The 19873-nt window shown below is 61.0% G+C and carries 19 protein-coding genes, 3 tRNA genes and 1 riboswitch; of the genes, 10 read left to right on the plus strand and 12 right to left on the minus strand.

Going from position 1 to position 19873, the window contains the following annotated elements; all coding sequences use genetic code 11:
* The first annotated feature begins 116 nt into the window (after positions 1 to 116).
* A complete protein-coding gene (locus ACP3TE_RS12845) occupies positions 117 to 2036 on the plus strand; it encodes a DEAD/DEAH box helicase (protein ID WP_105662540.1) in 1920 nt (639 codons plus the stop codon).
* A gap of 92 nt (positions 2037 to 2128) precedes the next feature.
* On the opposite strand, the gene thiC is transcribed toward ACP3TE_RS12845, so the two are convergent.
* Positions 2129 to 3871 (minus strand): phosphomethylpyrimidine synthase ThiC, encoded by a 1743-nt coding sequence (gene thiC / locus ACP3TE_RS12850; protein ID WP_133833605.1) that lies wholly within the window; start codon positions 3869 to 3871, stop codon positions 2129 to 2131.
* A riboswitch (TPP riboswitch) is annotated at positions 3868 to 3975 on the minus strand. (Overlaps the previous gene by 4 nt.)
* Positions 3976 to 4248: 273 nt before the next feature.
* Positions 4249 to 4320: transfer RNA gene (locus ACP3TE_RS12855), tRNA-Thr, on the minus strand.
* Between the two features lie 533 nt (positions 4321 to 4853).
* Here ACP3TE_RS12855 and ACP3TE_RS12860 point away from each other — a divergent pair.
* A tRNA-Thr gene (locus ACP3TE_RS12860) sits at positions 4854 to 4925 on the plus strand.
* A gap of 47 nt (positions 4926 to 4972) precedes the next feature.
* A tRNA-Met gene (locus ACP3TE_RS12865) sits at positions 4973 to 5049 on the plus strand.
* An 82-nt stretch (positions 5050 to 5131) separates the two neighbouring features.
* Here the strand turns inward: ACP3TE_RS12865 and ACP3TE_RS12870 are convergent.
* Positions 5132 to 5908, minus strand: coding sequence for a GTP pyrophosphokinase (locus ACP3TE_RS12870; RefSeq protein WP_286134123.1), 777 nt, complete (start codon positions 5906 to 5908; stop codon positions 5132 to 5134).
* A gap of 241 nt (positions 5909 to 6149) precedes the next feature.
* Between ACP3TE_RS12870 and ACP3TE_RS12875 the strand changes: the two genes are divergently transcribed.
* From ACP3TE_RS12875 to ACP3TE_RS12905, 7 genes are all read left to right on the plus strand, one after another.
* A complete protein-coding gene (locus tag ACP3TE_RS12875) occupies positions 6150 to 7091 on the plus strand; it encodes a DUF2797 domain-containing protein (protein WP_426733821.1) in 942 nt (313 codons plus the stop codon).
* An 87-nt stretch (positions 7092 to 7178) separates the two neighbouring features.
* Positions 7179 to 7454 (plus strand): hypothetical protein, encoded by a 276-nt coding sequence (locus ACP3TE_RS12880; RefSeq protein WP_332487064.1) that lies wholly within the window; start codon positions 7179 to 7181, stop codon positions 7452 to 7454.
* Between the two features lie 101 nt (positions 7455 to 7555).
* Positions 7556 to 8002, plus strand: a complete 447-nt coding sequence (locus ACP3TE_RS12885) for a MaoC family dehydratase N-terminal domain-containing protein (protein WP_105656888.1) — start codon at positions 7556 to 7558, stop codon at positions 8000 to 8002.
* A gap of 2 nt (positions 8003 to 8004) precedes the next feature.
* The gene (locus ACP3TE_RS12890) at positions 8005 to 8445 is read left to right on the plus strand and encodes a MaoC family dehydratase (RefSeq protein ID WP_133833607.1); all 441 of its coding nucleotides are present in this window, start codon (positions 8005 to 8007) and stop codon (positions 8443 to 8445) included.
* A 2-nt stretch (positions 8446 to 8447) separates the two neighbouring features.
* On the plus strand, positions 8448 to 9647 hold the full coding sequence (locus ACP3TE_RS12895) for an MFS transporter (RefSeq protein ID WP_105656886.1): 1200 nt from the start codon (positions 8448 to 8450) through the stop codon (positions 9645 to 9647).
* 52 nt (positions 9648 to 9699) lie between these two features.
* Positions 9700 to 10761, plus strand: coding sequence for a UDP-N-acetylmuramate dehydrogenase (locus ACP3TE_RS12900; protein WP_426733825.1), 1062 nt, complete (start codon positions 9700 to 9702; stop codon positions 10759 to 10761).
* A 52-nt stretch (positions 10762 to 10813) separates the two neighbouring features.
* Positions 10814 to 11329 carry a GNAT family N-acetyltransferase gene (locus tag ACP3TE_RS12905; protein WP_286172136.1) on the plus strand — a complete coding sequence of 172 codons (516 nt, stop codon included), beginning with the start codon at positions 10814 to 10816 and terminating at the stop codon, positions 11327 to 11329.
* Positions 11330 to 11409: 80 nt separating this feature from the next.
* Here ACP3TE_RS12905 and asd read toward each other — a convergent pair whose 3' ends face one another.
* The 9 genes from asd to ACP3TE_RS12950 all read right to left on the minus strand — a co-directional run bounded on the left by asd (position 11410) and on the right by ACP3TE_RS12950 (position 19821).
* Entirely contained in the window at positions 11410 to 12528 is a 1119-nt protein-coding gene (gene asd / locus ACP3TE_RS12910) for an aspartate-semialdehyde dehydrogenase (RefSeq protein WP_332487072.1), read from the minus strand.
* A gap of 112 nt (positions 12529 to 12640) precedes the next feature.
* A complete protein-coding gene (locus ACP3TE_RS12915; RefSeq protein WP_105656882.1) occupies positions 12641 to 12868 on the minus strand; it encodes an NF038396 family protein in 228 nt (75 codons plus the stop codon).
* A 7-nt stretch (positions 12869 to 12875) separates the two neighbouring features.
* Positions 12876 to 13451 carry a dihydrofolate reductase gene (locus tag ACP3TE_RS12920; RefSeq protein ID WP_332728392.1) on the minus strand — a complete coding sequence of 192 codons (576 nt, stop codon included), beginning with the start codon at positions 13449 to 13451 and terminating at the stop codon, positions 12876 to 12878.
* Positions 13448 to 14257 carry a thymidylate synthase gene (locus ACP3TE_RS12925; protein WP_105657074.1) on the minus strand — a complete coding sequence of 270 codons (810 nt, stop codon included), beginning with the start codon at positions 14255 to 14257 and terminating at the stop codon, positions 13448 to 13450. Before ACP3TE_RS12925 ends, ACP3TE_RS12920 begins: the two co-directional genes overlap by 4 nt.
* Positions 14258 to 14366: 109 nt before the next feature.
* Positions 14367 to 14696, minus strand: coding sequence for a GNAT family N-acetyltransferase (locus ACP3TE_RS12930; protein ID WP_105656880.1), 330 nt, complete (start codon positions 14694 to 14696; stop codon positions 14367 to 14369).
* Between the two features lie 139 nt (positions 14697 to 14835).
* The gene (locus ACP3TE_RS12935) at positions 14836 to 15843 is read right to left on the minus strand and encodes an NUDIX hydrolase (RefSeq protein WP_105656879.1); all 1008 of its coding nucleotides are present in this window, start codon (positions 15841 to 15843) and stop codon (positions 14836 to 14838) included.
* On the minus strand, positions 15843 to 18059 hold the full coding sequence (locus ACP3TE_RS12940; protein ID WP_105656878.1) for an RNA degradosome polyphosphate kinase: 2217 nt from the start codon (positions 18057 to 18059) through the stop codon (positions 15843 to 15845). The genes ACP3TE_RS12935 and ACP3TE_RS12940 overlap by 1 nt, the downstream gene beginning before the upstream one ends.
* 84 nt (positions 18060 to 18143) lie before the next feature.
* Positions 18144 to 19100 (minus strand): mycothiol synthase, encoded by a 957-nt coding sequence (gene mshD / locus ACP3TE_RS12945; protein WP_133833613.1) that lies wholly within the window; start codon positions 19098 to 19100, stop codon positions 18144 to 18146.
* Positions 19101 to 19152: 52 nt separating this feature from the next.
* The gene (locus ACP3TE_RS12950) at positions 19153 to 19821 is read right to left on the minus strand and encodes a winged helix-turn-helix domain-containing protein (RefSeq protein WP_105656876.1); all 669 of its coding nucleotides are present in this window, start codon (positions 19819 to 19821) and stop codon (positions 19153 to 19155) included.
* Positions 19822 to 19873 lie beyond the last annotated feature (52 nt).

Raw genomic sequence — 19873 nt, forward strand, 5'->3', positions numbered from 1 at the left:
AGGGGAGCGCTTGATGAGCGTGACTTGTATCTGACTGTGCAGCCTATACGTCGTTTCTTTGGGGACGGCCAAGGCCTATCCCCTAACGAATGAGGTAATTCTTCGTGTCTTCTGACATGCCCGTAAACACCGACGACAACCAGACCCCGGAAGAGCCAACCGTGCTCTTCTCCGAACTTGGCCTGGATGCCCGCGTGCTTGCATCGCTTGCCGACCTTGGCTACGAAAAGCCATCGCCAATCCAGGCAGCGACCATTCCACTGCTTCTCGAAGGCCGCGACGTTGTCGGCCTGGCCCAGACCGGTACCGGCAAGACCGCTGCTTTCGCGCTTCCTGCCCTGTCCCGCATGGCAGAGCTGGCTGACACCAATGGTCCAGCCAAGACCCCGCAGATCCTGGTTCTGGCTCCAACCCGCGAGCTGGCCCTCCAGGTCGCCGAAGCCTTCACTTCCTACGCCAAGTACCTGCCGAACTTCACCGTTCTGCCAGTGTACGGCGGCTCGCCATACGGCCCGCAGCTCAACGGCTTGCGCCGTGGCGCCCAGGTAGTCGTTGGTACCCCAGGTCGCGTTATCGACCACATCAACAAGGGTTCCTTGGACCTGTCGAACCTGCAGTACGTTGTCCTTGATGAGGCCGACGAAATGCTGCGCATGGGCTTCGCCGAAGAGGTCGACAAGATCTTGGAAGCTACCCCGGAGGACAAGCAGGTTGCCCTGTTCTCGGCAACCATGCCACGCACCATCCGCCGCATCGCTTCGGAATACCTGCGCAACCCGCAGGAAGTTGCCGTGAAGTCCAAGCAGTCCACCGGCACCAACATCACCCAGCGCTACCTGCAGGTCATGGGCGCCCACAAGCTGGACGCCATGACCCGCATCCTGGAATCCGAGTCGTTCGAAGGCGTTATCACCTTCGTCCGCACCAAGATGGCTACCGAGGACCTGGCCGACAAGCTGAAGGCCCGCGGCTTCACCGCGGCTGCCATCAACGGCGACATCCCTCAGCAGCAGCGTGAGCGCACCGTTGAGAACCTGCGCTCGGGCAAGATCGACATCCTGGTTGCTACCGACGTGGCAGCTCGTGGCTTGGACGTTGAGCGTATTTCGCACGTTATCAACTTCGACATCCCGCATGACACCGAGTCCTACGTGCACCGCATTGGCCGTACCGGCCGTGCCGGCCGCTCGGGCGACGCGATCCTGTTCATGACCCCGCGCGAGAAGTACTTGCTGCGTGCCATCGAGAAGGCTACCCGCCAGCCGGTGACCCAGATGCAGCTGCCTTCGCTGGATTCGGTCAACGACCGTCGTATCCAGAAGTTCACCGATCGCATCGACAAGACCATCAGCGGTCAGGACCTGACCACCTTCCGCGAAATCGTGGAGAAGTTCGCTTCCGAGCACGAAGACCTGGACCAGCTGGAAATTGCAGCTGCACTGGCTCTGATGGCCCAGGGCGGCCGCCCGCTGCTGATGACCGAACCAGTCATGTCCCCTTCGAAGAAGGCACGCATGGATCGCCCAGAGCGCGGCGAGCGTAGCGAACGCGGTGACCGTGGCGATCGCGGTCCACGTGCCCGCAAGACCGCTGCCGAAGGCAACGCCATGTACCGTCTGGCCGTAGGCCGACGCAACCGCGTGCAGCCGGGCTCGATCGTTGGCGCACTGGCCAACGAGGGCGGCTTCGATTCTTCGGAAATCGGCGGCATCGAGATCCGTTCGGACCACACCCTGGTCGAGTTGCCGGCAGAGCTGAGCAAGGACCAGTGGCGTGCACTGTCCAAGACCCGCATCGGCGGCGAAGCCATCGAGCTCGAGCTCGACAATGGCCGCAGCCCGCGCCGTGACGACGAAGGCGACCGCGGTGGCTTCCGTGGCGGCCGTGGTGGTGGCTTCGGCGGCGGACGCAGTGGCGGCCGTGGCGGTTTCGGTGGCGGACGCGGCGGCGGACGTGGCGGCTTCGGCGGCGGCGGACGCGGCGGCAAGGATCGCTTCAGCGACTCGGGCCGCAGCGGTGGACGTCGCGACTACTAAGCCTGTCGCACGCAGCTGAACAGCATTGAATAACGCCCTTGGGGCAAGCCGAAAGCTTGCCCCAAGGGCGTTTTTCGTGCGCCGCAGGCTATTTACGGAGCAGGAGTTCCCACCGGGATCCCGTCCCCGAGATAGACCGTGCCGCCGCTTTCCAGGAACTGCCTGCTTTTCTGCGCCATCCCGGCCAGGGCGGCTTGCGCCTCGGCCGAGCCGTACTCGTCGCGGATATCCTGGGAGATGCGCATGGAGCAGAACTTCGGCCCGCACATGGAGCAGAAGTGGGCGGTCTTGGCCGGCTCGGCCGGCAAGGTCTCATCATGGAATTCCTGTGCGGTGACCGGGTCAAGGGACAACGCGAACTGGTCATTCCAGCGGAATTCGAAGCGCGCCTTGCTCAGCGCATCATCCCGCGCTGTGGCGCCCGGGTGGCCCTTGGCCAGATCGGCGGCGTGCGCAGCGATCTTGTAGGTGATCACCCCGGTCTTCACATCATCCCGGTTGGGCAGTCCCAGATGCTCCTTGGGAGTGACGTAGCAGAGCATCGCGGTCCCGTACCGTGCGATCTCCGTGGCGCCAATGGCGCTGGTGATGTGGTCGTAGCCCGGGGCGATGTCGGTGACCAGCGGGCCCAGGGTATAGAACGGCGCCCCGTCGCACAGCTGCTGCTGGCGTTCCACATTTTCGCGCACCAGATGGAACGGGATATGCCCCGGGCCTTCGACCATCACCTGCACATCGTACTTCCAGGCGCGCTTGGTCAGCTCGGCCAGGGTGTCCAGCTCGGCGAACTGGGCGGCGTCGTTCGCATCTGCGATGGAGCCCGGGCGCAGCCCGTCGCCCAGCGAGAAGGCCACGTCGTACTGCGCGAAGATCTCGCACAACTGATCGAAGTGGGTGTAGAGGAAATTCTCCTGGTGGTGCGCCAAGCACCAGCCGGCCATGATGGACCCGCCACGCGAGACCATGCCGGTGACCCGGTTGGCAGTCAGCGGGATGTAGCGCAGCAGCACCCCGGCGTGGATGGTCATGTAGTCCACGCCCTGCTCGCACTGCTCAATGACGGTGTCGCGGAAGATCTCCCAGGTCAGTTCGTTGGCTTCGCCGTTGACCTTCTCCAACGCCTGGTAGATCGGCACGGTGCCGATGGGGACCGGGGAGTTGCGGATGATCCACTCGCGGGTGGTGTGGATGTCATCTCCGGTGGACAGGTCCATTACCGTGTCCGCGCCCCATTTGGCCGCCCACTGGAGCTTGGAGACTTCTTCTGCGATGGAGCTGGTCACCGCCGAGTTGCCGATATTCGCATTGATCTTGACCAGGAACGCCTTGCCGATGATCATCGGCTCGGATTCCGGGTGGTTGATGTTCGCCGGGATGATGGCTCGCCCGGCCGCGAGCTCGCTGCGCACCAGCTCGACATCGCATTCCTCGCGCAGGGCCACATAGCACATTTCCGGGGTGATGATCCCGGCACGCGCATAGTGCATCTGCGTCACGCGGGCTCCGCCAACGGCCCGCAGTGGCGGGGCTGAGCGTCCGGCCCATTCCGCGCTGGCCGTGCCGCGGCGGACCGCTGAGCGTCCGTCGTCGTGCAGGTTGCGTTCGCGGCCTGCATAGGTTTCCACGTCCCCGCGTTCCAGGATCCACCGCTCGCGGAAGGGTTGCAGGCCTTGGGTGGGCTCGCTTCCCGGTCCGCTGGTGCGATATACCGCCAGCGGCTCGTTGGGCTGTCCATTGGGGGAGTCTGCCAATTGGATCTGCGTGACGGGAACAGAAATTCCCGCAGATTCACGGTAGGCAAGGGTGTGGGCAGGGTGCTGTTCAATTTGTTCCACTGGGGAAACTCACTTCCTTCGCCGGCATTACCCGGACAGGTTCAACGGTCGCGGACGGCGATAGCCCGATCTCAGCCCTTGCCAGGGCACCCGTGTGGTCGCGAACAACTTAGCACGCTTGCGAGGAGAAAACGCAAACCCAGTGGTCAGGGCCTGACATCAAGGAAGTGGGAAGGGCCGGCTGTGGCGGGCCAGGATGCTTTTCATTGGCCGGAGACTCTTGCCGGGGGCACCTGGAATCCGGGGCGCAAGACGCGGCCGATAGCCGGTGCTGCAGCTTGGGGTGCGCCTTGGGCCATGCTCGCAGTGGCTACACGGCATCTGCGGGATAAACGAAAAGAGAGGCAATCTGGAACCAGATTGCCTCTCTTATTTCGAGCCCCCTGCCGGAATCGATCCGGCGACCTCGTTCTTACCAAGAACGCGCTCTACCACTGAGCTAAGGGGGCAACAGGTAAATACTTTACACAGGTTTTTGAGGTTTGCAAAATCCGTCGGGAATTTGTTGCTGAGGTCACAATATTCCTACTCAAGACCGGAATGGGCGGCAAGGAGCTGTTGCCTTCCTGGCGGTTTCCAGCACCCCGGTTCACGGCCCGGGATCCAGCTGCCGGGCACCGGAGCCGTGCCTGGGCGCCTAGGTGGATCGGGTGTTGCCCAAGTGCCGCTCGGTCAGGGGTTCTGGAGTGGGAAAAGGTGTCAGCGTTCCGAAGTTCCAAGCGGGGTAATTCGATGCTTGGCCACCGGGGATGATCCGCGGGATTCTATCCTGCGCGTCATGGCAAATCCGCGATTGACCGCGAGGAGCACTCTCGTGAGCATCGTCACCAGGGCACTTTTTGTCCCACCCTTCGTCCCCGGGGTAGCGAGTAAGAGGATAAATAGTCATTGACTAGTGGTTTTACAGAATTCTCCGGGTCTTTTCCGGGGTGATCCGCCGATTTTTCTTTGCCGGGAAATCCGTGTAGAGTATTTACTCGTTGCCCCCTTAGCTCAGTGGTAGAGCGCGTTCTTGGTAAGAACGAGGTCGCCGGATCGATTCCGGCAGGGGGCTCTGAGTGAGAAGCATTCTTGGCTTCTACTGGATTGCTTCTCACTTGTGGCGGCGTAGCTCAGCTGGTTAGAGCGCACGACTCATAATCGTGAGGTCCCGGGATCGAGTCCCGGCGCCGCTACCAAATCAAAGATCCTCGGCCTCGGCCGAGGATCTTTTTTGGTTTCCGGCCCCGAAGCAGCATTGTCCTTCGAGGGCATGAACGGCTAGTGATCCAAGTCCTTCTCCTGGTTCCCGTCCTTGGCTTGCTGAGCCAGCGACAGCAGCCCCTGGATCGCTGTCGTATCGAAATCCGCCTCTTGGCTCGGTGCCTGATTGGCATCATGGCCGTGGACTTCGGTATGCAAGCGCTGCATCTGCATGTCGAGTTTCGTCGCCATGGCCGCCGCGTCGGCAAGCTCTTGCACTAGATGTTCTGGAACTTCGCCCTCGTACTTGTAGAAGATCTTATGTTCCAGGCTTGCCCAGAAATCCTGGGCAATGGTACGGATCTGCAGCTCCACCACGACATCGACCGGGCCATCGGATAAGTAGACCGGGATCTGCACGATCGCATGGACACTTTTATAGCCGTTGGGCTTCGGGTTCTTGATGTAGTCCTTGATTTGGAGGACCTTCAGGTCATTCTGCGAGGTTAGCGTGTTCAGAACCTTGTAGATGTCCTTGACGAAACTGCAGGTAATGCGCACGCCGGCAATGTCGCTGATGTTCTCGCGAATGGCAGGCAGGGACGGGGAGATGTTCCGGCGGGAGACCTTGCGCATGATGCTCTCCGGAGTTTTCACCCGAGAAGTGACGTGCTCAATTGGATTGTAATTGTGCAAATACAAGAACTCTTCACGCAAGATCGAGACCTTGGTCAGCACCTCGTCCACCGCAAACTGGTACTCCATCATGAAACGCTGGAAATCATGGCGGAAAGCCTGCGTCAATCGCTGCAGCTCGGCCGGCGAAGGGGCGGTCTCGGCAGCTGCGATGGCCACTGCACGAGTCTTGTCATCAAATGGGACAGAAATCCTGGATCACCTCAGCAGATTATGGCCCGGCCCGCGGTACGGTTCCGGTGCAGTTCCAGCCTAAGGGCTTCTCCTAGGAATTAGGCCAGAACGAATCGGGAATTCGTCCAGCAAACTTTCGGGCTGCAGGCGCCGGCCAACCTGCCTTGCAGGAGCTAGCCATGTCCGGTGAACTATCGTTGAAGAGGTAACTTCGAGGAAGGCATCGATGGAATTCGCCAGCGACCACCGGCAGCTCTGCCACGGCATCAGCTTCTCAGAGCATGAACGCGCCCCCATGCTCCGGCTTAGGCAAGCGGAAAAATGGAGCACCGAATACCTGGAAGCCAACCGTTCCCTAAGCTTGCGCATCGGCGAACTGAAATTCTGCCTGGGCTACATCACGATGAACAGCGATGGCTCTCGCAACACCTTGCCTTGCCAGAAGAACAAAGCGCTGCGTACCGGAACCCAGTGCGAACGCTGCCGCCGGCTGGATCATTCAAAGTTCATGCATCATTTCCACAAGACCGGCGAAGCCCCGGAGGGCATGCGCAAGTACCTGGAGCAGCCGCACTTCTTGTATGTCGCAAGCTTCGCCCATGGGGCGACCAAGGTCGGTACCACCTCGACCCAGAGCAAATGGACTCGCTTGGCGCAGCAGGGAGCGGTCATTGCCCGCTATGTTGCCCGCGCCGCTGATGGCGCCGCTATTCGAGTGCTCGAAGACCTGGTCACTGAACACGTGGGCCTGAGCCAGCAAGTCCGGCAGAAGTCCAAGATCAAGGGGCTGGCCAGCTGGGAACTGGACTACGCCCAGCTGGACCTGATCAACTCCGAAGCGGCAAGCCGGGCCCGGGCTTTCCTTGGCGCCCAGCGGGGCTTGGAAACCTACGGCGTGCAGCTGCGCGACGAGCTGTGGGAACAACCGGCCTTCGCCCGCCCGGTCGTTGACGCCTGGGATACCCATGCGCTGCATGCCTGGAATACGGCACTGGGCGGGAACACCGTGAATCTGCGCATCCGCGGCGTGCTGGGGCAAAGCATCCTCGCAGACAGCGGCGAAGGCACCACCGTGCGCCTGCTGGATGCCGCCGAGTTGAAGACCCGCGAGGTCGCCATCGTGGAGAACTTCGGAGATTTCAGGGAAGAGCAATCCGCCCTGTTCTGATGCAGGCCCAGCGTTGTCGGGGGAGTCACGGGGAAATGCCCCGGCCTCAATGAGCGGACACAGCCGGAGCTGAACTAGACTTGAACCATGACCAACACTCCTTGGGAATCGGCCTCATCACGCTATAAGAAGCTCGTCTTCGCTGCCATGGGCATCATGGGCGCAGGCATCATCTTGGCCATCATCGGCGCCAACATTCCATCGCTGCCAACGGTCTACACAGCAATCGGCATCATGGTCATCGGCATGCTCTGCCACATCGCCGGCCTGGTTGTCCGCGCCAGGGATGCGCGCCAGTGGCGAATTGCCAATGGCCTGGCGGCCCCTCGAGCCAAGAAGCGCCCGGCGGACGGGCAGGACTAGGGCTCCGCAAGAATTCCACCGTGTGACCGCTTGGCTGCGCCCGGGTCCCGTATCCGGCGGCAGCCTCGCCTGGCCACTTCCAACAACGTTCAGGAGAATCCATGGGCATCAACCCCGACCTGGTAGGGCGCATCTACCCTGCCGGCGAGTCCTACCAGGTAGGCCGCGAAAAGATCCGCGAATTCGCCAAGGCCACCAAGGCCGCCAACCAGGCGCACTACGATGTGCAGGCCGCTCGCGAGCTGGGCTATAGCGATGTCGTTGCCCCTCCGACCTTCGCGATCATCATCGCCCAGCGCGCTGACGCGCAGCTGATTGCCGACCCTGCCAGCGGCATCGACTTCTCCCGCGTGGTGCACGCCGACCAGCGCTTCACCCATCACCGTCCGATCGTTGCCGGCGATGAACTGCTTGCCGAGCTCTACGTGGACCAGGTCCGTGAAATGGGTGCCGGTGCCATGATCACCACCCGCGCGGAAATAACCACCGTGGCTGGCGAGAAGATCGCAACCACCGTTTCATCGCTACTGGTACGAGCTGAGGACTAAGCATGATTGAATTCGAAAGCCTCGAAAAGGGCCAGGTCATTGGCTCGCACACGGTGCAGGTCAACCGCGCGGACCTCGTCCGCTATGCGGGTGCCTCGGGCGACTTCAACCCGATTCACTGGAATGAGCGCTTCGCCAAGGAAGTGGAACTGCCATCGGTGATCGCCCACGGCATGTTCACCATGGGATCGGTCATCGACCTGGTCTCCCAGTGGGTCGGCAACCCGGGAGCCATCATCGACTACCAGACCCGCTTCACCAAGCCGGTAGTCGTCGAAGATCCCGAAGGAACCAACCCGGCGAATCACGAAGGTACCACCATTTCGGTGGAGGGCAAGGTCGGCGCCTTGGACTCCGAAGCCCGCACCGCCCGCATCGATTTGGCAGTCTCGGCCCATGACAGCAAGGTACTGCTCAAGTGCCAAGCCGTGGTGCAGCTCTAGGCATGCAACTTCCCGGTGAAGCGCAGAGGCCTGTAACCCAGTGGCGCAACGCGCTGATGGCCGCCTACCTGGCCAGCGGCCTGCTGATCTCGGCCCTGGTTTCGCGCTTGCCCGCAGTGCGTGATGCCCTGCAGCTGGACCACGCCAGCGTTGGACTGCTGCTGCTGTGCATGAGTGCAGGATCCTTCCTGTCCGTCTCGGTCTCAGGACAACTGGTTCTGCGCCTTGGGGCCACCCGCGTCATGCGCATCGCCGCGACAATAGCCGGCTGTTCACTCATTCTTGTAGGCGTGGGCGCAGGAATCTTTGGCAGCGCCCTGATCTGCGGCATCTTCCTCTTCGCCCAGGGCCTGGGGACCGCATCATGGAATGTCGCCTCCAATGTCCAAGGCGCGGCCATGGAACGCGCCTTGGGCAAGAGCATCATGCCCGCCCTGCACGGTTTCTTCTCCATCGGCACCGTGATCGGTGCCGGCGCTGGTGCGCTAGGTGCCCGACTGCAGATCCCGTTGCAGTACCACTACGGCTTCATGGGCCTGGTTATCGTCTTCACCGTGCTCTACAGTGCCCGATTCTACGGAGAAGACTACAGCCGGACCCCGCGCACCAGCAGCGGGACCTCGCTGAAGAAGGCATGGACCGAACCGCAGACCGTCCTCTTGGGCGTTCTGGTTCTGGGCATGGCCCTGGCTGAAGGCGCAGCCGGCGACTGGGTGGCCATGGCACTGGTGGATGGATACCACACGAAGGAAGGCGTGGGAGCTATCGGCTACGGCGTCTTCGTTACCGCCATGACCCTGACCCGGCTGCTGTCCGGCGATCTGATCTTGCGCCTGGGCCGTGTCGTCATGATCCGGGCCAGCGCCATCAGCGCCTTGGTCGGGGTACTGCTCTTCGCCTTTGGCAACAACCTGCCGCTGGCCTTCGTGGCCTTGGCAATCTGGGGCATGGGCGTGGCCCTGACCTTCCCGCTGGCCATGAGCGCGGCATCGGATGATCCTGTTCATGCCGCGACCCGCGTCTCGGTAGTGTCCACCATCGGCTACGGCGCCTTCCTCGGTGGCCCGCCGCTTTTGGGACTGCTGGCTGAAGTCATCGGCCTGCTCCCTGCTTTGGGTTCCATTTCCATCCTGGTGGTCGTGGCCTTCTGCTTGTCCTCTAATGCCGCCGGAAACCGTACCGGCGGCGCAGGCAAAGCGTAGAACGCCGGCCGGCCGCACCTATTCGTTCCCATACGGAAAGTAAACTGAAGCAATGCTGAAGAATCTGACCACGACCCACGTTGGTGGGCCAGCCCAGCAATTGGTGACCGCTACCAGCGAAGCTGAACTGGCTCAAGCCGTTGCGGCAGCAGACACCGCAGGGCACGACGTTCTGCTCATTGGCGGGGGTTCCAACCTGGTGATCTCCGACGAGGGGTACCCGGGCGTCGCAGTGCAGATCGCCACCCGCGGACTGCACCTGGACGAGCAGCCTAATGGCAAGGTGCTGCTGCGCGCTGCCGCCGGCGAGAACTGGGACACGACCGTTGAATTCAGCCTGGCTGAGGGCCTGAGCGGACTGGAAGCTCTCTCGGGCATCCCCGGGTGCACCGGTGCCACTCCGGTGCAGAACGTCGGGGCCTACGGGGCAGACATTTCCCAGACCCTGGCGTGGGTGCGTGCCTACGACCGCCAGAGCAACCAGGTACTCAAGCTGGATAACTCCGAGCTTGGTTTCGCCTACCGCGATTCGGTCATCAAGCGCACGAGCACCAACGGATCCCCACGCTACGTGGTCCTGGAAGTGGCCTTCCTGCTGACCCGTGAAAATGAATCGGCTCCTATCCGCTATGCAGAGCTGGCCCGCCGGCTCGGAGTTGAAGCTGGCGAACGCGCCGACGCGCTCGAAGTGCGCCAGACCGTTCTGGACTTGCGTCGTTCCAAGGGCATGGTCTTCGATGCCAGGGACGCCGACTCGCACTCCACCGGTTCCTTCTTCACCAACCCCATCGTTGAATCCAGCGTCATGGGCAAGCTTCCCGAGAACGCTCCGAGCTACCCGGCGGAACAAGCTGGCTTCCTCAAGCTGTCCGCCGCGTGGCTCATCGACCAGGCCGGTTTCGGCAAGGGCTACGGCTTGGAGGGGACCGAGGGGTTCGCGCTCGCTGGCGGCCGAGCTTCCCTGTCCACCAAGCACACACTGGCCATCACCAACCGCGGGGAAGCCACCGCCCAGGACATTGTGGCCATTGCCCGGGCAGTTCGTGCCGGCGTGCAGCAGCGTTTTGGCATTGAACTGGTCAATGAGCCGCTGCTGATCGGCGTAGCTCTCTAAGCGAGCAGCATGCCAGCCATCGCCGGAACACGGGAGGAAAACAAGGGTGCACTTGTCATTGCGAAAGCTCGCGCTGGAGGATATCGACCTGCTGGAAGCGAACTTCCAATCCGTGCAGGGCGCCGGTGAAGCCCAGTGGTTCGGCTTCTGGGATACGAACAAGCTGCGCGCCCGTGTCGGCCAGGACCAGTTGATCGGCAACGCCGACGGCGCGCTGGCGGTCTGCTTGGGGGAGCAGGTAATCGGCAAAGTCGATTGGTTCACCGTTTCGTCGTGGGGCCGGGCCAACACCTCGGCCTGCTGGGAAGTCGCCATCGGCATCTTTGCCCAGTACCGCGGCCAGGGCCATGGCACGCAGGCGCAGAAGATGCTCGTCGACTACTTGTTCACCCACTACCCCCGTCATCGGATCCAGGCTACGACAGCCGCAGAAAATGCGGCTGAGCAGAAGTGCCTGGAGAAGCTGGGGTTCACCCGCGAGGGGGTCATCCGCCAAGCGCAGTGGCGCGCCGGTGCGTGGCATGACCAACTGATCTATTCGGTACTCCGGGATGAATGGGCCCACTAGAGCTCATCCGCAAGGGAAATGGCCAAGCCCAGAACAGAAATTTCTGTTCTGGGCTTGGCCATGGCTTTGCCTATGAGGTGCTAGAGACGACCCTGGGCGATAGCGAGCATGCGGCGCAGCGGCTCGGCAGCGCCCCACAGAAGCTGGTCTCCAACGGTGAAGGCCGAGATGTACTCCGGACCCATTTCCAGCTTGCGGATACGGCCGACCGGGATATCCAAGGTACCGGAAGCCGCGACCGGAGTCAGCTGGTCCATGGTGGCTTCCTTTTCGTTGGGAACGACCTTGGCCCACTGGTTGTCAGCTGAGAGCAGCGACTCGATTTCGGAGACCGGCAGGTCTTCCTTCAGCTTCAGCGTCAGTGCCTGCGAGTGCGAGCGCATGGCACCAATGCGGACGCACAGGCCGTCCATGATGATCTGCTTGTCGCCGGGGGTCTGCAGGATCTTGTTGGTCTCGACACCTGCCTTCCACTCTTCGCGGGACTGGCCGTTGCCCAAATCTGCGTCGATCCATGGGATCAGCGAACCGCCCAGTGGAACGCCGAATTGCGCGGCATCCAGGTTTCCGCGCTGGGTTTCCAGGACCTTGCGGTCGATTTCCAGGATGGCGCTGGCTGGATCAGCCAACTCGCTGCCCACCGACGCATTGATGTCGCCGAACTGGGTGAGCAGTTCGCGCATATGGCGTGCGCCGCCACCGGAAGCGGCCTGGTAGGTCATCGCGGTGCCCCACTCGACCAAGTTGTTCTTGAACAGCCCGCCCAAGCCCATGAGCATGCACGAGACGGTGCAGTTGCCGCCGATGTAGTCCTTGACGCCAGAGGCCAGGGATTCATCGATCACGGCTCGGTTGACCGGGTCCAGGACGATGACCGAATCATCATTCATGCGCAGCGAGGACGCCGCATCGATCCACAGGCCGTCCCAGCCGGACTTGCGAAGCTCGGTGTGGACCTTGGTCGTGTAGTCCCCGCCCTGGGCAGTGACGATAATCGGCAACTTGGACAGCGTTTCAATATCGAACGCGTCCTGCAGCGGCCCAGCACCGTCAGCGAATGCCGGGGCGTTGCCGCCGGCATTGGAAGTCGAGAAAAATACCGGGTCAATCTGGGCGAAATCGCCCTCGTCGAGCATGCGCTGCATCAGCACGGAACCAACCATGCCTCGGTAACCTACAAAACCAACAGATGAAGTCATGTCTCCATGGTAGGGGCGTTTATCCGGCAGAGCCCGGTTCGTTACACCAGTTAAAGCAGAATCACATCCAAGCCCCAGCAGGGTTCAGGCGTGATTCGGTGCAGCGAAAGATTTACTTTTCCTCAAGCAGCAGCTTGCGGTTCTTGATCGCCCACATGGCGGAGAAGATAAAGATCTGCGTCGGGACCAGCAGCATGATCAGGCCGAATACCTTGTGGCCGCCGAGAACCATGAAGAAGCCGAGTACGGCCACCACCAAGGCCAGCAGCGGGAAGAGCATGTATCCGAGAATGAAGAGTGCTTCGGGGTGCTGCTTGAGCTCTCCGATGTATTTTTTCATGGTCGTTCTAATCCTTTTGGCGAAGCCAGGTTTCAAAGCGGTAGCGGGTACCGGTGGAGGAAGTGTGCCAGTGGGCAGCTTCCGAATCTAGGGACGGATCGGATGCGCCCAGAGCGAAGCCAGCGGTGAGCTTCGGTGCGGAGGTATCTCCAGCAGGGGAGGCATCGAGCTTGGTAATCACCGCGACATCCAGCAGCGCCAGTGCCTGGGCATAGACCTTTCCGCCGCCAATGATCCATACTTCTTCGCCGCCGGCGCTGCGCTGTGCCAACGCGATGGCTTCTTCCAAGCTGGAGACGGGGAGTGCGCCATCCTTGCGCAGCTGCGCGTGGGCATCAGCCTGCGTGGTCAGCACGATGTTGGTGCGTCCTGGCAAAGGGCGGAACTTTGCCGGGAAGGAATTCCATGTGGCACGACCCATGATCACTGGATGGCCAGCGGTCGTGCGCTTGAAATGGGCCAGGTCCTCGGGAACGTGCCATGGCATGGCGCCGTCAGCGCCAATAATGCCGTTCTCGGCTTGGGCCCAAATGGCGCCAATCAGCGGTTCAACGTCGTGTGCGTGGCGAGGCTTGGGAGTCATACGGCTACGGCTCCCTTGATCGTCGGGTGGTGCTGGTAGTCGTTGATGCTGAAATCTTCCAGCGTGTAGTCGAAGATCGACTCGGGCTTGGAATTGAAACTGAGCGTCGGGTATGGGTAAGGATCGCGGGAGAGCTGCTCCTTGACCTGTTCCAAGTGGTTGGTGTAGATATGCACGTCGCCACCAGTCCAGATGAACTCGCCTGGCTCCAGATCGAGCTGGTGGGCAAGCATGCGCGTGAGCAGGGCGTAGGAAGCGATGTTGAACGGCACGCCCAGGAACATGTCTGCACTGCGCTGGTAGAGCTGGCAGGAGAGCTTGCCCTCGGCCACGTAGAACTGGAAGAACACGTGGCATGGAGGCAACGCCATATTCTGGATCTCTGCGACATTCCACGCCGAGACGATGTGGCGGCGGGAGTCCGGATTGTTCCGCAGCGAGTCGACCAGCTGGGAGATCTGGTCAATGTGGCCGCCATCGGGAGTTGGCCAGCTGCGCCACTGGACACCATAGACCGGTCCGAGTTCGCCGGCTTCGTCAGCCCATTCATTCCAGATGCGCACGCCCTGGTCCTGCAGCCACTTCACATTGGATTCGCCGCGCAGGAACCACAAGAGTTCTGCTGCCACGGATTTGAAGTGCACGCGTTTGGTGGTGACCAGCGGGAAAGAATCCTTCAGATCGAAGCGGATCTGGCGGCCGAATACCGACAGCGTTCCAGTTCCGGTGCGGTCTTCCTTGGAGGCGCCGTTCTCCAGCACGTCTCGAAGCAGATCTTCATAAGGGGTTGCGATTGGAGTCGTCATCTTACCTGTCGTGCTGGTGGTCGGCGCTGGCATATTCACACGTCCCAGTTTAGATCAAACGGAAAGCTCCTGGAACTAAGCGCATTGATGATGCTGCTCGAACTCGTGCCTAGCTCGCAGCCACCATGTCGTTATACTCCGGGTAGCGGCGCAGGTAGTCCTGGACGTAGCTGCACTCCGGAATGATCTTCAGCCCCTTGTCGCGGAACTTGTCCAGAACCAAGGTCACCAGCGCGCGAGCGTATCCGCGACGGCCGAATTCCTCATTGACTATGGTGTGCTGGATGGTGGCGATGCCATCTTCTTCGTAGTAGCCGAGGAAACCGACAAAAGTGGAACCGTGCCACAGCGAATAGCGGCCGCGGCTGGCATCGTGATCCAAACGCAGTCCATGGTGCACAATCTTCTCGACTGGCTGGTTCGGTTGCTGGGCAGTCATGGCATTACCTCATTCTTGGCTGTGACGTGTCTCCTATTCATAGTCTTATCCCTAATCGGAGGCAGATGCAACGGCTGGTGCCACGCCCTGAGAGAACACTGAAGCCCGGCATGCAATGCCGGGCTTCAGCCGCATCAGGCTAATCGTGGTACGGCGTATGAATCTCAAAGGAGACAATTCGCGGGCTGCCGGATTGGACCTGCTGCGCAACGATCAGGGACCCCGGTTCCAAATAGGGATCCTGGTCCGGCAGGGCCATGGCCAGTTCGTCAGTGGAGTTCTGGGCAAGAACCTCCAACACGAAGGGCAGCACCGGGCGATGGGTGCAAATCACCTGGGAACGGTACTTGTCGAAGAGTTTTTGCACGGCCTTGCGTGCCCGCTCCGGATTGCGTGTCGCCGCATGTTCGGTCAGGGCTTTAATGCTCTTGAGCTTCAAGGCGTGCAAGGCGGCATAGGGAGTGATCGTCTGGACGCACCGCATCCACGGGGAAGAGGCCACGTGCATCGGCTTCCATGCTTCGAGCATCCGGGAAACTGCCTGCGCCTGGCGTCGCCCCGTCGCCGCCAGCGGGCGGTCTCCTTCGGCACGAGTCCAGTTGCCACGAGGCTTGGCCTTGGCATGGCGGACAATGAGCACCGGGTGCGTATCGAGCACGCCGGCTTCATAGGCCAGGACCAGATCGGACAGCGGCTGGTTGTCCGTGGCAATGGACAGCATTTTGGCAGCCTTCTTGGGACTGGTCCAAAGAGCCTCGTCGCATTCCGCGCCATCAGGCTCAATTACCGTCTGCGCATCGGTCTTGGCTGCCCAATAGTAGACAACCTTGGTTTTCTGGCCCACGGAGTAGGCGGTGGCTGAAAGCGGGATGCCCAAGGTGATGCGCAACCCGATTTCCTCGCGGACCTCGCGCAGCGCACACTCGGCGATGGATTCACCCTGATCCAGTTTGCCCTTGGGCCAGGACCAGTCATCGTACTTTGGGCGGTGGATCAGGAGAACTTGGAGTTTGCCGTCCTTCACGCGCCAGGGGATTGCCCCGGCGGCCACGATGTCGTATTCGCCAAGGCGGATTTCCTCGGCATCTGCAGAACGGATGATGTCACGAGCCCTGGTGCGGGTATCGCGCAGCTCTGGTTCGGTCACTAGCTATTACGTCCACTGTTTCGTCGGCGGGCATGTTCTTCAACTAACCAGAATTGGACGTCCGAGAGCGCCTTGCCATCCTCGTCCTGGTAATGGCGAATCCAGTCGCCATCGGAGTTCAGGTGCCACGAAGCGGTTTTGTCGTCCATGTAGCGGGCCAGCAGGGTGATCATGCGATCAATGTCCTCCTGGTTGCGCAGCGAGACCAGGGCTTCCACGCGACGATCCAGGTTGCGGTGCATCATGTCGGCGGAGCCGATGTACACCAGTGGATCTCCGCCGTTTTCAAACATGAACACGCGGCTGTGCTCAAGGAACCGGCCCAAGATGGAACGTACTTCGATGTTCTCGCTCAGTCCCGGCACTCCCGGGCGCAGGGCGCAGATGCCGCGAACGATGACTTCCACCTTGACCCTTGCCTGGCTGGCCCGGTACAGCGCATCGATGATGGCTTCATCCACGATGGAATTGACCTTGATGACGACCTTTGCCGGCTTGCCGGCCGCGGCGTTGACTATCTCCTTCTCGATATGCGCCAGCAAGCCGGTGCGTACCGAGCGCGGAGCAACCAGCAGGCGGTTGTAGGTCGAGCGCGGGGCGTAGCCCGAAAGCTGGTTGAACAGCTTGGAGATATCCTCGCCAACTTCGTCGTCGCAGGTGAGCAGGCCGAAGTCTTCGTAATACCGCGCGGTGCGCGGGTGGTAGTTGCCGGTGCCGATGTGGCAATAGCGGCGCAGCTTGTCGCCTTCGCGGCGAACCACCAAGGAGAGCTTGGAGTGGGTTTTCAGGCCCACGATGCCGTAGACCACGTGCACGCCCGCCTGTTCCAGCTTGCGCGCCCAAGAGATGTTGGCCTGCTCGTCGAAGCGGGCCTTGATTTCTACCAGGGCCAGAACCTGCTTGCCAGCTTCGGCCGCATCAATCAGCGCATCGACGATGGGCGAGTCGCCGCTGGTGCGGTACAGGGTCTGCTTGATGGCCATGACCTTCGGATCAGCTGCGGCCTGTTCCAGGAAGGCCTGCACGCTGGTGGAGAAGGAATCATAGGGATGGTGAAGCAGGATGTCGCGGCGCCGAACGGCCGCGAACACATTGGCGGCTTTGGCAGTTTCTGACTCGTTCAGGTAGTTCGAGGTATGGCCAACATGCTTGGTGTAGTGAAGCTCTGAACGGTCCAGCGACGCGATAACGCCCAAACCGCGCAGGTCCAATGGGGTGGGAAGCTTGAAAACCTCGTCCTCTTCAACACCGAGCTCGCGGGTGAGCAGCTCCATGATTTCAGGGTTGATGTCATTGGCGACTTCCAGGCGAACGGGAGGACCGAAGCGGCGGCGCAGCAATTCCTTCTCCAGCGCCTGCAGCAGGTTCTCTGCATCGTCCTCTTCAACTTCCAGGTCCTCGTTGCGGGTGACACGGAAGAAGTGGTGCTCGACGATTTCCATCCCCGGGAACAACAGCTCCAAGTGCACCGCAATAAGTGCTTCGAGCGGGATGAACCGGGCCGTACGCAACGAAGAGTGCGCCGCGCGGGTGCCGTCGATGCTGATCAGGCGGGCGATGGTGTCTGGCACCTTCAAGCGGGCAAATAGTTCCTTGCCGGTCAGCGGGTTGCGGACCACCACAGCCAGATTCAGCGACAGCCCGGAGATGTACGGGAATGGGTGAGCAGGGTCAACCGCCAGCGGAGTGAGTACCGGGAATACCTGGGAAACGAACCACTTGGAAAGCAGGTCACGCTCGGATGCCGAGAGGTCTTCCCAGGTGGTGATGCGGATACCCTGCTCGGCCAAATCGGGGTATACCGAGTCGGCGAAGACTTTGGCATGGCGGGTCTGCAGCGCGTGGGCCGAGGATAGCAGCAACTCCAACTGGTCTACCGGGTTCATTCCGTTAGCCGCCGGCACCGCCAGTCCAGCGTGGATGCGGCGCTTCAGCCCGGCAACGCGAACCATGAAGAACTCATCAAGGTTCGAGGCGAAGATGGACAGGAAGTTCACCCGTTCAAGCAAGGGCAGATCGGTGTCTTCGGCCAGCTCCAGAACGCGGGCGTTGAAATGCAGCCAGCTGAGCTCACGGTCAAGGAAACGCTCATTTTTGAATCCGCCATCAGGATGCAGATCCGGTAGCGAATCTGCTGGCTCTATACGATCTTCATTGACCTTCGAGGAAGGAACATCACGTAGTTGAGTACCAGTTTCCTTGGGGTAGCTATTCATCGGCTGAACTCACTTCTTTCCTGCAAGTGGACGCTAAAGACACCGCTGGCGGCAGTCGCGATAAATCAGGGACTGCCGGTACCCCTAGTCTATCTTCTGCGGACCGTACATAATGTCCGCATCCCAAAGTGTGAAGCCCAGCGAGCGGTAGAGCTTAACTGCAGCTTCATTATCGGCATCCACGTACAAGATCACCGCATCGACGCCCAGTTCCAGCAGGTAGTTGATGCCGGTGGTGGTCAAGGACCGGCCCAGGCCTAGTCCTTGCGCTTCGGGAACGACGCCGACAACGTAAACCTCGCCGGTGGGGCGGACCGCGTCTGCGGTAGCAGGATGGATTTTGGTCCAGTGGTAGGCGAGCAGATTCTCCTCCGCGTCAAAGGCCAAGAAGAAGCCGGATGGGTCGAACCAGTCCTCGGACATGCGCGCTTCGAGGTCATTGAGGGTCAGCGAACCTTGCTCGGGATGATGCACGAAGGACTTGGCGTTAGCTTCCAGCCATTGCGGCTCGTCCTCGCCAACACGGAAGGTGCGGACCGTAATCCGGCGATCAATCGCAGGCTCTTCAAGGTAATCGGTGCCTTCGCGGCGCATCCGGAACAGCTCGCGTACGCGGTCCAGGCCCACACCTGCGGCCAGCTTCTTGGCTGCATCGTGGTCGCCGTGCGCCCACGCCTGGATCTTCGAGAGATCCAGCAGCTCACCGAGCTTGCCCAGCAGGGCCCGGCCAATGCCAGCGCGGCGATGCTCGGGGTGGACTACCAGTTCCAGGACCCAAGGCTGATCCGGGGATTCCCGAACCGCGATGGCAACGCCGGCCAACGTCGACTCCGCGCCTTCGCCGGCTTCAGCCAGCAGGGCAAGCAGATTCTGGCTAGGCTCATCGGCTGCCAATGCCACCAGGGTCTGGTCGCTCAACGGCGGGTTGCCATCGGCTTTCTGCGCATCGAGGGCTAGCTGGCGCACGTCGGATAGCGCCCGTTCATCAAGCTCACCGGGGACGTGCTGGATGGAAACAGTGTTCTGTGGCAGTTCGCTCATGCATTTCACGATAGTCGTAAAATGTGCGAAGTGGGTAGGAGTTATCTGAAAGTTATGATTCGGTGTGGAAGCGGTAGCCGACGTTGCGCACCGTTCCGATGAGCTGTTCATGATCGGTGCCGAGTTTCGCGCGCAAACGTCGCACATGCACGTCTACGGTACGGGTGCCTCCGTAGTAGTCGTATCCCCACACTTCATGCAGCAGCTGTTCGCGGGTGAAGACTCGGCCGGGGAACTGTGCCAGGTACTTGAGCAGTTCGAACTCTTTGTATGTCAGGTCCAGCATGCGGTTATCGATACGGGCGGTGTAGCTCAACTCATCGATGCGCAGGCCCGAAGTGCTTTCAGCGGCCACCGGTGCGGGGGCGGGAACCGTGGCTCCGGAGAGCATCAGGCGGATGCGTGCATCAAGCTCGGCAGGGATGGCGGAAGGCAACAGGAAATCAGTCGCAAACCAATCCGAGTTCAAAATGCCCAGTGCGCCTTCGCTGACAACCAGCAGCAAGGGCAGATTCAAATTGGCGTGCAATAACTGCGCCAGGGAGCGCGCCGGAATGAGATCTGTACGGGCATCGAGGATGACCGCGTCGCACTCAGGGATTTGGCTCAGCGACTCCGTTGTTGCAGGGAAGAAAGAAATCTCGTGCAATAACAGTTCGAGTGCCGGAAGAACTTCAGCGGCATTTTCGGCATGATTACTTAATAGCAGTAGGTGAGCCAATCGGTCTTCCTCCTGCCAGATAGTTGCGAAAAAATCACTTTTACGTGTCACA

The organism is Glutamicibacter sp. 2E12 (genome assembly GCF_050030965.1).
Classification (GTDB): domain Bacteria; phylum Actinomycetota; class Actinomycetes; order Actinomycetales; family Micrococcaceae; genus Glutamicibacter.

Coding starts and splice junctions, on each gene's coding strand:
- ACP3TE_RS12940 (WP_105656878.1), bottom strand. CDS start 18,059: ATGAATAGCTACCCCAAGGAAACTGGTACTCAACTACGTGATGTTCCT.
- ACP3TE_RS12900 (WP_426733825.1), top strand. CDS start 9,700: ATGCTGAAGAATCTGACCACGACCCACGTTGGTGGGCCAGCCCAGCAA.
- ACP3TE_RS12890 (WP_133833607.1), top strand. CDS start 8,005: ATGATTGAATTCGAAAGCCTCGAAAAGGGCCAGGTCATTGGCTCGCAC.
- ACP3TE_RS12885 (WP_105656888.1), top strand. CDS start 7,556: ATGGGCATCAACCCCGACCTGGTAGGGCGCATCTACCCTGCCGGCGAG.
- ACP3TE_RS12880 (WP_332487064.1), top strand. CDS start 7,179: ATGACCAACACTCCTTGGGAATCGGCCTCATCACGCTATAAGAAGCTC.
- ACP3TE_RS12925 (WP_105657074.1), bottom strand. CDS start 14,257: ATGACGACTCCAATCGCAACCCCTTATGAAGATCTGCTTCGAGACGTG.
- ACP3TE_RS12915 (WP_105656882.1), bottom strand. CDS start 12,868: ATGAAAAAATACATCGGAGAGCTCAAGCAGCACCCCGAAGCACTCTTC.
- ACP3TE_RS12875 (WP_426733821.1), top strand. CDS start 6,150: ATGGAATTCGCCAGCGACCACCGGCAGCTCTGCCACGGCATCAGCTTC.
- asd (WP_332487072.1), bottom strand. CDS start 12,528: ATGACTTCATCTGTTGGTTTTGTAGGTTACCGAGGCATGGTTGGTTCC.
- ACP3TE_RS12845 (WP_105662540.1), top strand. CDS start 117: ATGCCCGTAAACACCGACGACAACCAGACCCCGGAAGAGCCAACCGTG.
- ACP3TE_RS12895 (WP_105656886.1), top strand. CDS start 8,448: ATGCAACTTCCCGGTGAAGCGCAGAGGCCTGTAACCCAGTGGCGCAAC.
- ACP3TE_RS12920 (WP_332728392.1), bottom strand. CDS start 13,451: ATGACTCCCAAGCCTCGCCACGCACACGACGTTGAACCGCTGATTGGC.
- ACP3TE_RS12930 (WP_105656880.1), bottom strand. CDS start 14,696: ATGACTGCCCAGCAACCGAACCAGCCAGTCGAGAAGATTGTGCACCAT.
- mshD (WP_133833613.1), bottom strand. CDS start 19,100: ATGAGCGAACTGCCACAGAACACTGTTTCCATCCAGCACGTCCCCGGT.